This is a genomic window from Afipia sp. GW822-FHT04G07 (genome assembly GCF_058800765.1).
Window position 1 is genome coordinate 3,572,756 of sequence record NZ_JBXAMP010000001.1, and the last position, 12,495, is coordinate 3,585,250.

Sequence of the window (12,495 nt, forward strand, 5' to 3'; positions counted from 1 at the left end):
CCTGAAACCCTCGTTGAAGTTCCTTCGTCATGTAAGTGTTGAGTGGAGGTTTACCGATGTTGCCGCGTGCGTATTGGAAGGGTTCGCTGAAGCTGTCGCTCGTCACCTGTCCCGTGGCGCTTTATCCCGCCTCCACCAGCGCTGAGCGGACCCGGTTTCACATGATCAACACCGAGACGGGCAACCGCCTGAAGCAGCAGATGGTGGATTCGGAAACCGGCGAAGTGGTCGAGAAAGAGCAGAAGGGTCGCGGTTACGAAGTCGCCAAGGGCGAGTATGTCCCGATCGAAAAGGAAGAGCTGGAATCCGTTCAGATCGAAAGCAATCACACCATCGACATCGATAATTTTGTGCCGCGTGACGAGATCGACCGCCGCTATCTCGACAGTCCTTACTATCTCGTGCCGGACGGCAAGACCGGCGCCGATGCCTTCGCTGTGATACGCGATGCGATGAAGGATCAGGATCGCGTGGCGCTGGCCCGCATTGTGCTGTCGAACCGTGAACGCATCGTCGCCATCGAACCGCTGGGCAAGGGGTTGCTCGCCACCACGCTGCGCTACGCTTACGAGGTGCGCGACGAGAAGGATTTCTTCGAGGACATCAAGACGCCGAAAATCTCGAAGGACATGATCGAACTGGCCTCGCATATTCTCGATACCAAGGCAGCTCATTTCGACGCCTCGAAATTCGAGGACGAATACGAAAACGCCCTGAAAAAGCTGGTTCAGGAAAAGGCAGCGGGCAAAACGATCAAGTCCGTGGAACGTCCCGCGAAGCCTGACAACGTCATCAGTCTGATGGATGCCCTGAAGCAGAGCCTGAAGGGCAAGGCGCCTGCGCAGCGCCCGGCGCGGGCGTCACGTACCGCACCCCGAACCGCCAAGAAAGCGGCTCGGTCGACCGCGCGGGCTCGCAAGGCCGGCTAGGCTCCCGGAAGCTAAAGCTTCAAGCGGCCTGCGCGTCGAGTAGCTTCTTGCGTAGCGCCTTGATCTCGGCGGTGAGTTTCATCACCTCGGGGACAGTGATGTTGGTGGCGCAACCGATTGCCGCCGGAATTTCCACCGCTTTCGCTTTCAGCGCTGCGCCCTCGGCCGTGAGCTGGATACGCACAACACGCTCGTCATCCCGATCGCGGGTTCGCTTGAGCAGACCCGCCGTCTCGAGCCGCTTGAGCAATGGTGTGAGCGTGCTCGACTCCAGCAGTAGCTTCTCGCCGATCTCGCCAACCGTCCGGCCGTTCTTTTCCCAAAGCACCGCCATGACGAGGTATTGCGGATAGGTCAGTCCGAGCGGATCGAGCAGAGGCTTGTACAGCCGCGTGAAAGCATGTCCCGCCGAATACAGTGCAAAGCAGATGAAATTGTCGACCTTCAAAAGGTCGTCGGATGTTGGTCGGGTTGCCATCGGCTTGTCCTTCCGGCGCTCATTGCGCCCGTGCCGGTTATTTAAGGCGCGCACGATTGAATCGCACAACGCATTTTTGCAGGCCTGTCATCCAAAATATTTGTTGCACGATTAGATCGTGCACGATATAAAGCACTCGTTCAGCCATACTGGCGGGGCCGGCCCAAAGGCTGTTTGCTCCAAGCCCAGGTTTTCAAACCCAAGGAGAAAGCCATGCCCACGAAAGTTCTCTACCGCACCCAGGCCACTGCAACCGGCGGCCGCGACGGCAAAGCCTCCACCACGGACGGCACGTTTCAGGTCAATCTGTCGACCCCGAAGGAATTGGGCGGTGGCGGTGGGCCGGGCAACAATCCCGAGCAGCTTTTCGCGGCTGGCTATTCGGCCTGCTTCATCGGCGCGATGAAGGCTGTCTCCGGTACGGTCGGGATCAAGGTTCCGGCGGATGCGACCGTCACCGCTGACGTGGGCATTGGACCGCGCTCGGAAGGTGGTTTCGGTCTCGATGTCGCGCTGAAGGTGTCGCTGCCGGGTCTCGACCGCGCCGACGCCGAGAAGCTGGTCGCCACTGCACATCAGGTCTGCCCGTATTCCAATGCCACGCGCAACAACCTCGACGTGAAGATCACCGTCGTCTGATTGCTGACGCTCACTCCCAACGACCGGCGAGGCTTTGGCCTCGCCGTTTTTCGTTTGAAGTGCGTTAAACGTGCTGGCCGCCGTTGATGTGGATTTCCGCGCCGTTCACGTAGGAACTGGTCTCCGTGCAGAGCACGTAGATGATCTTTGCGACTTCGTCCGGTGTGCCGAGACGGTTCATGGGAATCTGCTCGTGGACGATCTTGTCGGTTCCCGGCGACAGGATTGACGTATCGATTTCGCCCGGTGCAATTGCATTGACGCGCACGCCGACACGGCCGAAATCTGCCGCCATTTCCCGCGTCAGCGATGCGAGTGCCGCCTTCGATGTCGCGTAAGCTGCGCCGGCAAACGGGTGCACGCGCGAACCCGCGATGGACGTCACGTTCACCACCGATCCCTTCGCGGCTTTCAGTTCCTCGATCAGTCCGCGCGCGAGCATCACCGGCGCAAAGAAATTCACGCGAAACACATGGCTCCAGACATCGACGTCGGTGTCGATGGAGCCCATCCGCGCGCCGCCTTTTCCTTTGGGTGAAATCGCCGCGTTGTTGACCAGCGCATGAAGCGCGCCGCCGTCGAGTCGTTCGCGGATTTCATCGATGGCGCGCGCCGTGTCCTTGTGGTCGGCGAGATCGACCTGGATGTGGTCTTCCGGTCCGGCGTCCCATGGGCACTGTTCGGGAAACGGGTGCCGCGAGCAGGTGATGACGCGCCAGCCTGCGCTGGAAAAGCGGATCACGGTGGCGTGGCCGATGCCGCGGCTTGCGCCGGTCAGCAGCAGCGTGCGTTTTGGCGCGTTGGAATCGGGAGGAGTTGAAGTCGGCATGGATTGAGGTCTCGCCTTCGGCGTTCGCATTCAAAAAATAACGTTCATGGATAGAGTCGCACCTTGGCCCACGGCGCATCCGGCGCGGCGCGGCGGAATTCGATGCGGTCGTGCAGGCGGAAGGGGCGGTCATGCCAGAATTCCATGGCCTGCGGCGTGATGCGCCAGCCGCTCCAGCCGGGGGGGCGGGGGACGTCGCCGATGGCATATTTCGCGGCGTTGAGCGCGATGGCTTTCTCGAACGCCATGCGGCTTTCCAGCGGCTGCGACTGCTTGCTGGCCCACGCGCCGATCTGGGCCTGCTTCGGCCGGGTGGCGAAATAAGCGTCAGCCTCGGCGTCGGTGACCCGGCTGACGGCCCCGCGAATCCGGACCTGCCGGCGCAGGGACTTCCAGTGAAACAACAGGGCGGCCTTGGGGGTCGCGGCCAGTTCGCGGCCCTTGGCGCTGTCGATGTGGCTGTAAAACACGAACCCGTCGGCATCGAAGCCCTTGAGCAGCACCATGCGCACGTCGGGCAGCCCGTCGCCGTCCACGGTCGCCAGGGCCATGGCGTTTGGATCGTTCGGCTCGGACTTCACGGCCTCGGCAAACCACACCGCAAAAAGCCCAAAAGGCTCGTCCGCGGCAGTGAAATCACCTGAAATTAACTCACTTGGGGTTTTGATGGATCCTGGACCGTTCATGTCTGGAGTATCCGGTTGCGTATCCTGGCGGCGCTCAGTGCCAAGTCTGTTCTCGAGCGTTCCCTATATAGGGTACGTGGGGGCCGTGGCCTATCGCCGATCGGGCGGCTTGTCACGGCGGTGGCGCTGGTTGCGGTGGGTTGCTCCGCCGGCGGGTGCAGCATGGGGACCATGTTCGGCAAGGACCTCCGGAAGGACGATGCGTCCGACGTGACCGGCTCGATCACGCCGGTGATCCGCTCCCACGACGACACCAATCTCACCGACGCCGACCTCGCGCTCGCCCGCAACGCCGCCTCCGACGTGCTGAGCCGCGGCCAGAAGGATGTCAGCCAGCCCTGGGAGAATCCCGAGACCGGCGCGCGCGGCTCGGTCACGCCATTGGCCTCGACCTACACCGCGGAAGGCCGGACCTGCCGGGATTTCCTTGCCAGCTATGTGCGCGGCAGTAATGAAGGGTGGCTGCAGGGCGCCGCCTGTCAGCAGGACAAGGGCTCTTGGGAGATCCGCAATCTGAAGCCCTGGAAAAGAAGCTAGGGTTGAGGCGCGGTTAACAAATCGAACACGTGGCCAGAACCGCCGCGGCCATCGCAGTTTCGCGGGTAAACCCGTTGCGGGATTGTCACGAAAACCCCACATCAGGGCAAAGGGCCACTCGGTCCTCACCTGAATTCCAAGGAGACCTGACGGATGCGCGACCCCTATGAGGTCCTGGGGGTGCAGCGGGGTGCCAGTGCGGCGGCGATCAAGAGCGCTTTTCGCAAGCTCGCCAAGAAGCACCACCCCGATGCCAACAAGGGCGACCCGAAAGCGGCCGATCGCTTTGCCGAATTGAACTCTGCGAATGAAATCCTCGGTGACGAGGACAAGCGCAAGCAGTTCGATCGCGGCGAGATCGATGCCGAGGGCAAACCGAAGTTCCAGAATTTTGAAGGCGCTGGCTTTCCCGGCGGCGGCGGCGCGCGCCGCGCGGGGCCGGGCGGCTTCGAGTATTCGTTCCGCACCGGCGGTGCGCCGGGCGCGGGCGGATTTGCCGGCGCTGGCGGCGGCGGCGCGTTCGAGGACATTCTCAAGAGCATGTTTGGCGGTCAGGCCGGCGCCGGTCCCATGGGCGGCGGCGGTCCGCGCGGCGGTGCAGGCACGTTCGAATACGACACGCCGTTCGCGACCGATCTCGATGTCTCCGTCACCATGACCGTCGCGCTCGAGGAAGCGGTGAACGGCGCGACGCGCCGCGTGCGGCTGCCGACCGGCAAGGAACTCAACGTCAAGATTCCGGCGGGCGTCACCGCGGGTCAGCAGATCCGCCTCAAGGGGCAGGGGGAGACTGCGCCCGGCCATCGCCCGGGCGACGTGCTGATCACCGTGAACATCGCGCCGCATCCCTACTTCAAGGTCGACGGCAACGACCTGCGCCTCGACCTGCCGATCACGCTGTATGAAGCCGTGCTCGGCGGGCGCGTCCGCGTGCCGACGCTCGACGGTGCGGTGCAGCTCTCGATCCCGAAGAACACGTCGAGCGGGCGCACGTTTCGCCTGAAGGGCAAGGGGATGCCGATCAAGGGCGCGCAGGGGGCCGACGCTTTTGGCGATCTGTTTGCAACCACGCGGATCGTGCTGCCCGACGGCAACGATGCGGAGCTGGAAGCGCTGATGGAGAAATGGCGTGACCACCATCCGACCAATCCGCGCACGGATTTTGAGTAATCTTTCCACGCCGTCCCCGAGGCGACGTCCCAAGTGCGGCACAGAACTCGCCTGACTTAAAGTTCGTCATGGCCGGGCTTGACCCGGCCATCCACGACTTATCCTAACGTTCGCAAGGCGTGGATCACCGGGTCAAGCCCGGTGATGACGATCGCGGGTGGTGTAACATCGCGCGCAATTTTTCTTCGCGCCGTCCCTGATCTCTCTTCACGTCGTCCCCGCGAAAGCGGGGACCCATTAATCCTCGAAACATTATTGATGACGGCGATCCGCTCTCCGCAAGTTCAGTGAGCATGGGTCCCCGCCTGCGCGGGGACGACATCGGATATGTTGCTGCGTCGCGCTCACGCATTTCCGATTCAGTTTTCAAACAGCCAGTTTTCAAACAGCCACGCGTGATTATTCTCGCGCCATGCGCGAGTTGGGCTTTTGGTTCTGCCCGCTCAAAACAGCGAGGGGCATGGAGCGCCGCGAGGCGCACCTTGTGTTTGTTTCGCTGCCGGCACCGCGTGCGAAGCGATGTGTCTCCGGAAGCGCATCGCCTCACGGCGCTCCACTGCGGCGATTTTGGGCGAGAGGACCGTACTTCCGGGACAGGACGAACGCGGCGCGTTCTGATCCGGCGGGATTTCTCCGCCTTCATCCTGTCCGCGTCCAGCCGCGAACGGCAGAGCCCCATAGTGAGCCCGGACGGTGACCCCAGCCTCCCGAGCGTGTGTTTGCGAAACACACGTGCAGGCGCCACATCCTGCTCCGCTTCAAAGCGCCCTCGAGAAGCGCCCCTCACGAACAAGATCATAGGAATATAATCATATATCCGGATTTTGTCAACGCCTCGCCTGCGGTTCCGCCGCTGCTGCGATTTGCACTCAAGCGGTGGCGGAATGGGGTTCCAATACCCATATATTGATGATGACAAGCAAAGCCCCCAAGATTCAGACGCCCGAACAACTCGCCCGCCTCGAAAAGCAGCGTGTGGCCCGCATCGAGGGCGCGGCGGCGCTTGCCCAGGTGGACAAGCAGTCGATCGACGTCCGCAAGAACATGGAGCGCCTGCGCGCGCTGCGTCTCGCGAAGGAAGCGGAAGAGGCACTGAATCCGCCGCCGGTCGAGCCGAAAAAGAAGAAGGCCGCGCCGAAGAAAAAGCTCGTGGAAGTTGCCGAACCGGAGGCGGTCGGCGAGGCGTGATGCCGCGCCCTCGCAGCGGCGCCTGAGCATACCGCCGCTTTCAGAGAGATAATTTTTCAGCATTTCAGATTTGAAATCACGCGCGATTTAATCGCGCCCGCCGTCGGCGCAGATCCGGTTCCACGGAGTAAGGTGCGCGGGTGCGCCGCCTATCCTCACCCTGTAAACGCCGATAGTATTCGGGATCGACGGCAGAGCGTTTCGTCATAAAAGGCACACCTTGTTATCCCTCGAACTTGGAATCGTCACGGTTCTCATCGTGATCAACGGCTTGCTCGCCATGTCGGAGCTTGCCATCGTCTCAAGCAGGCCCGCGCGGCTGATGGGACTTGTTGAAAAGGGAGTGAGCGGTTCGCGTCGCGCGCTCGCCCTGGCATCCGATCCCGGAAAATTTCTGTCCACCGTGCAGATCGGCATTACGCTGGTCGGCGTGCTGTCGGGCGCGTTTTCCGGCGCTACGCTCGGCGCGCGCCTCGGCGCGTGGCTGGGAAGTGTTGGATTGTCGCCGGGCGTCGCCGATGCGGCGGGTGTCGGCATTGTGGTTACGGTGATCACCTACGCCTCGCTGATCATCGGTGAATTGGTGCCGAAGCAGATCGCGTTGCGCGATCCCGAAGCGGTCGCGGTAAAGGTCGCACCGGCGATGGTGATGCTGGCGAAAGTCTCATCGCCGCTGGTCTGGCTGCTCGATCGCTCGGGCAAGGGCCTGCTCTGGCTGCTCGGCCAGCGCGGCGATGCCGAGGAAAAAATCAGCGAAGACGAAATCCGCACGCTTGTCGTGGAAGCGGAAAACGCGGGCGTGCTCGAGCCCGGCGAAAAGGAAATGATCGCCGGCGTGATGCGGCTCGGCGATCTTCCGGTGGGCGCGGTCATGACGCCGCGTCATGAAGTCAGCATGATCAATCTGTCGGAGCCGCCGGAGGCGATCCGCTTCGCGTTCAGGGACAGTTCGCATTCCCGCCTGCCGGTGTTCGACGGCGAGGAAACGCTCGGCATCGTGCAGGCAAAGGACATGCTGGATGCGTATCTCTCGGGCAAGGTGCCCAACATCCGCGACCTGATCCGCGAAGCGCCGGTCATTCCCGAAACCGTCGACGCGCGCGACGTGGTCGCCATCCTGCGCGACTCGCCGGTTCACATGGGGCTTGTTCACGACGAATACGGGACGTTTCAGGGCGTCGTCACCAGCGCGGATATTCTGGAATCCATCGTCGGCAGTTTTCACACCGAGGAAGGTCCGGCGGAGCCGGCCTTCGTCAGGCGCGATGACGGATCGTTGCTCATCGCTGGCTGGATGCCCGCGATCGAGTTCGCGCAACTGCTCGGCATCGAACTGCCTGCATCGCGCCCTTACCAGACCTTTGCCGGCTTTCTGCTCGAGAAGTTCGGTGCAATTCCCGCGGTCGGGCAAGTCATCAACGCGGATGGCTGGCGGTTCGAGATCATGGACCTCGACGGACGCCGCATCGACAAGGTGCTGGCGAGCAAGGAGTAAGGAGAAAAGCCGGGCTTACAGTCCGGCCTTCTCGTTCTGGTCGTAGATCAGCCGCGCGACTTGCGTGAGGCGGTCGCGGTCCGCGCCGCCGCTCACGACATAGCCCACGCCGCGGTCGGCCCAGAACATTGCGCCGTTGCTGCCGCTCGCCGCGTAGCGCATCTGTGTCGTGTCGGTGGTTGCGCGCGACGCGTAGATCGTGAAGCGCTCGCCGGATGTCGTCTCGTACATCAGGAACGACGCAGGGCCGTTGGGGCCGGGCAGCAACCGGCCGCCGACGAGTTTCAACCCGGTGGCGTCGAGTTCGGGCGCACGAACCTGCCAACCGCAGCGCTTGGTCAGCCACTGCTGAAGGTGCGCCTTCTCATTGCCTGCGACTTCGACCGGATGGCGCACCTCGACCACGTAAAGCTTGTGCGCGTCGAGCGCGTCGCCGGTGAAATTCGCGAACATCGACGGCTTCGCGCTGGCGCCATGCGCCATCCATCCGGCGCCGCCGCCCGCCGCGAACGCCAGCAGGGAGGCCGCGATAGCGCCCATCATCCAGCGGCGCGGCGCACGCGACAACTGGTCGACCGACAGCCGCGCCGGCACCGGCTCGTCCATCACCGTGTCGTATTTGGCATGGAGCGCGTCGCTCATCGCGCGCCATGACGTTACCCGCTCGGCGTCGTCGGCGTGGGTCGCGAGCCATGCCTCGACCGCGGCCCGCCGCTCTGCGGGGAGTTCGTTGTCCACGTAGGCGTGGAGTTCGTCCTCGGTGACGGGAATGTTGGTGTCGGTCATCGGCATTGTCTCTCAGATCCAGTGTCGTTTCGTCGCAATCGCGGCACCCCGCCGCTCGCACAGGTGGGGTGGAGGTTACGCAAGGTACAAACACCTCCACCCCGCGCGCCAATCGCATGGCTTTCAGCGCGCCACCCTCTCCACGAAGGAGAGGGAGAAGAAAGCGGATCTCCCCATTTGTCGCGCATCGATTCCATCTCGCATCGTTCCTTGTCGTGTCTCACTTCACCCGCCGCAGGGCGGGACGTTCCCCCTCAAGCGTCGCCTTCACATGCGCCCGCGCGCGGGCGAGGCGTGACATCACCGTGCCGATCGGCACGCCCTGAATGTCGGCGACATCGCGGTAGCTCAGGCCTTCCAGCACCACCAGCAACAGCACCGCGCGCTGGTCGTCCGCGAGCGTGGCAAGCGCGCGGGAGATGTCGCGGCCTTCGGCTTCGGTGCCCGAGGCGTCCGCCGTGGTGTCGTGCAGTTCCATCAACGTCGGCTGCCGCGCCAGCGAGCGTCGGCGGTTGCGGTTGAGGTTGGTCAAGATCGTATAGAGCCAGGCGCGCAGGTCGCCGCCGAGAAACAGCTTCTCCGAACGCAGCGCCCGCACCAGCGTGTCCTGCACCAGATCGTCCGCGATGTCAGAGTCCCGAGCCAGCGCCCGCGCATAGCGCCGCAGGGCCGGGATCATGGTCTCGACGTTGTGGCGGAAGTCGTTGCTCATCAATGGCCCGCGAAGGTCGTCGTGGTCTGGCGGCACATCTGCCGTTCTATCGATAAAACACCGCCAATGGCCACGTATTCCGGCGGTTTCGGCCATTAAGGTTAGGGGTCTGCGCCCCTTGTCGGCTTGAACCGCTTTGGCGCCTATGTCATGAGGGGCGTCCTTATTATCCGGCAATCTGGATGTGAATTCATGGCTGAAAATGTGGGCCTGATGCGCGGCAAGCGGGGCGTGATCCTGGGCGTGGCGAACAACCGCTCCATCGCCTACGGGATCGCGAAATCGTGCCGCGACCAGGGCGCGGAACTCGCGTTCACCTGGCAGGGCGATGCGCTGAAAAAGCGCGTCGAGCCGCTGGCGAAGGAACTCGGCGCGATCACGCTCGGCCATTGCGATGTCACCGATCCGGCGACCATCGACGCGGTGTTCGCCGAACTGAAGAAGCAGTGGGGCAAGATCGACTTTGTCGTGCACGCCATCGCGTTTTCCGACAAGGACGAACTCGACGGCCGCTACCTCGAGACCACGCAGGACAACTTCACCAAGTCGATGCTGATCTCGTGCTATTCGCTGACCGCGATCACCCAGCGCGCCGAACATCTGATGACCGAGGGCGGCTCGATCCTGACGCTGACCTATTACGGCGCGGAAAAGTGGATGCCGCATTACAACGTGATGGGCGTGGCGAAGGCGGCGCTTGAAGCCAGCGTGCGCTATCTCGCGGCCGATCTGGGCGAGAAGAACATCCGTGTCAACGCGATCTCGGCGGGACCGATCAAGACGCTGGCGGCGAGCGGCATCGGCGATTTCCGTTATATCCTCCGGTGGAACGAACTGAATGCACCGCTCCGCCGCAACGTCACGCAGGAAGAGGTCGGCGACAGCGCGATGTATCTGCTGTCGGACCTGTCACGCGGCGTCACCGGCGAAGTGCATCACGTCGATTCCGGTTATCACGTCACCGGCATGAAGAATCCGCACGCGCCGGACATCTCGCTGGGCGGGAAAGAATAAGCGTCACTCAAGACGCGCAGCGTCATCCTGAGGTGCAAGCGACGTTTGTCGCGAGCCTCGAAGGATGGCATGTCCGTCTTCTTTGTCACGCCATCCTTCGAGGCTCGCCGCAAGAGCGGCTTGCACCTCAGGATGACGACCAAGAGAAAAACCGAGTAATTCCATGCCATCTCCCACCGTTTACTTCATCCGCCACGGCCAGACCGAATGGAATGCCGCGGGCCGCTTTCAGGGCACGCAGGACATTCCGCTGAACGACATCGGCAAGGAACAGGCGATCCGCTCCGGCGAATTGCTGGTCGATATTCTGGCGCGCGACGAACACAACCCCGCGAAGCTGCCGTTCGTGTCGTCGCCGCTCGGACGCGCGCGCAACACCATGGAGTTGCTGCGCGGAGTGCTCGGCGTGCCGCCGCACGACTATCAGCTCGACGACCGGCTGCGCGAGATCGGCTACGGTCACTGGGAAGGATCGACCTTGCCCCAGATGGAATTGTCGCATCCCGAGATTTTCGCCGAACGTCAGATCGACAAGTGGGGCGTGCCGCCGCCGGGCGGCGAGAGCTATGCCTCCGTCACCATCCGCATGCGCGACTGGTACGACTCGCTGCTGCAGGACACCGTCGCGGTGTCGCATGGCGGCTCGATGCGCGCGTTGCTGGTGGCGCTGGATGTCGAAACGCCGGTCGGCGCGTCGGATCTCACGGTGGAGCAGGGCGTGGTTTACGTCTTTGCCGACGGGCAGGTCACGAAACATAGTTAAGGCGGACGCTTTATGCGCTCGCGTATTTGACCCTGACGGCTCGTGGCGTTACGAACTAAGTACGCATTTTGCATAGTCGCCGGTACGAACCATGTCCTTCAACACCTTCGGCCATATGTTTCGCGTCACGACCTTCGGCGAGAGCCACGGGCCGGCGCTCGGCTGCGTGGTCGATGGCTGCCCGCCGCAAATCCCGCTGACCGTGGAGGAGATCCAGCTCGATCTCGACCGCCGCCGTCCGGGGCAATCGCGTTTCACGACGCAGCGGCAGGAAGCCGATCAGGTGAAAATCCTGTCCGGCGTGATGGACACGGACAAGGGGCAGGTCACCACCGGCACGCCGATCGCGCTGATGATCGAGAACACCGACCAGCGCTCGAAGGACTATTCCGAGATCAAGGACAAGTTTCGTCCCGGTCACGCCGACTTCACCTATGAGGCGAAATACGGCCTGCGCGATTACCGCGGCGGCGGGCGCTCAAGCGCGCGCGAAACCGCCGCGCGTGTCGCTGCGGGTGCTGTCGCGCGCAAGATCATTCCGGACGTGCGCGTGCGCGGCGCATTGGTCCAGATGGGTCCGCACAAGATCGACCGGGCGGCATGGGACTGGGACGAGGTCGCCCGCAATCCGTTCTTCTGCCCGGACAAGGCCAAGGCCGCGTTCTTCGCGGAATATCTCGATGACATCCGCAAGAAGGGTTCGTCCATCGGTGCCGTGATCGAGGTTGTCGCCGAAGGTGTGCCCGCTGGATTGGGCGCGCCCATTTACGGCAAGCTCGACGGCGATCTTGCCGCCGCGCTGATGAGCATCAATGCGGTGAAGGGCGTCGAGATCGGCGCGGGCTTCGGCGCCGCCGAACTGCACGGCGAGGAAAACGCCGACGAAATGCGCATGGGCAATAACGGCCCGACGTTCCTGTCGAATCACGCCGGCGGCATTCTCGGCGGCATCTCGACCGGGCAGGCCGTCGTTGCGCGCTTTGCGGTGAAGCCGACGTCCTCGATCCTGACGCCACGGCGCACCATCGACAAATCCGGCGCGGACACCGACATCATGACCAAGGGCCGCCATGACCCTTGCGTCGGCATTCGCGCCGTTCCGGTCGGTGAAGCCATGATGGCCTGCGTGATCGCGGATCATCTGCTGCGCCATCGCGGGCAGGTCGGGACATGAATTCCGCAGTGTCAGCGCGCGGCCACCGAGAGCCGGCTGGCGGCTGATCGCTGTTATGAAGCGTTCATCTCAATTAAATTTGACGAGGCGCGGAA

Annotated in this window: 14 protein-coding genes; 9 read left to right on the top strand and 5 right to left on the bottom strand. The window is 63.0% G+C overall.

The window, feature by feature from the left end:
- Nucleotides 1-56: 56 nt before the first annotated feature.
- Nucleotides 57-929, top strand: coding sequence for a non-homologous end joining protein Ku (gene ku / locus AC1RKJ_RS17495; RefSeq protein ID WP_492792181.1), 873 nt, complete (start codon nucleotides 57-59; stop codon nucleotides 927-929).
- Nucleotides 930-948: 19 nt separating this feature from the next.
- Here ku and AC1RKJ_RS17500 read toward each other — a convergent pair whose 3' ends face one another.
- Nucleotides 949-1,407: a MarR family winged helix-turn-helix transcriptional regulator gene (locus AC1RKJ_RS17500; protein WP_492792182.1), complete on the bottom strand. Its 459-nt coding sequence runs from the start codon at nucleotides 1,405-1,407 to the stop codon at nucleotides 949-951.
- A gap of 213 nt (nucleotides 1,408-1,620) precedes the next feature.
- Here AC1RKJ_RS17500 and AC1RKJ_RS17505 point away from each other — a divergent pair, with 213 nt between their 5' ends.
- Nucleotides 1,621-2,046 carry an organic hydroperoxide resistance protein gene (locus AC1RKJ_RS17505; protein ID WP_492792183.1) on the top strand — a complete coding sequence of 142 codons (426 nt, stop codon included), beginning with the start codon at nucleotides 1,621-1,623 and terminating at the stop codon, nucleotides 2,044-2,046.
- Between the two features lie 64 nt (nucleotides 2,047-2,110).
- Here AC1RKJ_RS17505 and AC1RKJ_RS17510 read toward each other — a convergent pair whose 3' ends face one another.
- A complete protein-coding gene (locus AC1RKJ_RS17510; protein WP_492792184.1) occupies nucleotides 2,111-2,875 on the bottom strand; it encodes an SDR family NAD(P)-dependent oxidoreductase in 765 nt (254 codons plus the stop codon).
- 44 nt (nucleotides 2,876-2,919) lie between these two features.
- A complete protein-coding gene (pdxH, locus tag AC1RKJ_RS17515) occupies nucleotides 2,920-3,561 on the bottom strand; it encodes a pyridoxamine 5'-phosphate oxidase (protein WP_492792185.1) in 642 nt (213 codons plus the stop codon).
- Between the two features lie 15 nt (nucleotides 3,562-3,576).
- Here pdxH and AC1RKJ_RS17520 point away from each other — a divergent pair, with 15 nt between their 5' ends.
- From AC1RKJ_RS17520 to AC1RKJ_RS17535, 4 genes are all read left to right on the top strand, one after another.
- Nucleotides 3,577-4,098 carry an RT0821/Lpp0805 family surface protein gene (locus AC1RKJ_RS17520; RefSeq protein ID WP_492792186.1) on the top strand — a complete coding sequence of 174 codons (522 nt, stop codon included), beginning with the start codon at nucleotides 3,577-3,579 and terminating at the stop codon, nucleotides 4,096-4,098.
- A gap of 153 nt (nucleotides 4,099-4,251) precedes the next feature.
- The gene (locus AC1RKJ_RS17525) at nucleotides 4,252-5,268 is read left to right on the top strand and encodes a DnaJ C-terminal domain-containing protein (RefSeq protein WP_492792187.1); all 1,017 of its coding nucleotides are present in this window, start codon (nucleotides 4,252-4,254) and stop codon (nucleotides 5,266-5,268) included.
- A gap of 909 nt (nucleotides 5,269-6,177) precedes the next feature.
- Nucleotides 6,178-6,456, top strand: coding sequence for a hypothetical protein (locus tag AC1RKJ_RS17530; protein ID WP_492792188.1), 279 nt, complete (start codon nucleotides 6,178-6,180; stop codon nucleotides 6,454-6,456).
- Between the two features lie 220 nt (nucleotides 6,457-6,676).
- Nucleotides 6,677-7,951, top strand: coding sequence for a hemolysin family protein (locus AC1RKJ_RS17535; protein WP_492792189.1), 1,275 nt, complete (start codon nucleotides 6,677-6,679; stop codon nucleotides 7,949-7,951).
- A gap of 15 nt (nucleotides 7,952-7,966) precedes the next feature.
- Here AC1RKJ_RS17535 and AC1RKJ_RS17540 read toward each other — a convergent pair whose 3' ends face one another.
- Complete coding sequence (locus AC1RKJ_RS17540) at nucleotides 7,967-8,737, bottom strand: anti-sigma factor family protein (protein ID WP_492792190.1); 771 nt, start codon at nucleotides 8,735-8,737, stop codon at nucleotides 7,967-7,969.
- Between the two features lie 220 nt (nucleotides 8,738-8,957).
- Nucleotides 8,958-9,449, bottom strand: a complete 492-nt coding sequence (locus AC1RKJ_RS17545) for a sigma-70 family RNA polymerase sigma factor (RefSeq protein ID WP_492792191.1) — start codon at nucleotides 9,447-9,449, stop codon at nucleotides 8,958-8,960.
- Between the two features lie 192 nt (nucleotides 9,450-9,641).
- On the opposite strand from AC1RKJ_RS17545, the gene fabI reads away from it, so the two are divergent.
- From fabI to aroC, 3 genes are all read left to right on the top strand, one after another.
- Nucleotides 9,642-10,463 carry an enoyl-ACP reductase FabI gene (fabI, locus tag AC1RKJ_RS17550; RefSeq protein ID WP_492792192.1) on the top strand — a complete coding sequence of 274 codons (822 nt, stop codon included), beginning with the start codon at nucleotides 9,642-9,644 and terminating at the stop codon, nucleotides 10,461-10,463.
- Between the two features lie 163 nt (nucleotides 10,464-10,626).
- Entirely contained in the window at nucleotides 10,627-11,226 is a 600-nt protein-coding gene (locus AC1RKJ_RS17555; protein ID WP_492792193.1) for a histidine phosphatase family protein, read from the top strand.
- 91 nt (nucleotides 11,227-11,317) lie between these two features.
- Complete coding sequence (gene aroC / locus AC1RKJ_RS17560) at nucleotides 11,318-12,400, top strand: chorismate synthase (RefSeq protein WP_492792194.1); 1,083 nt, start codon at nucleotides 11,318-11,320, stop codon at nucleotides 12,398-12,400.
- The last annotated feature ends 95 nt before the right edge of the window (nucleotides 12,401-12,495 follow it).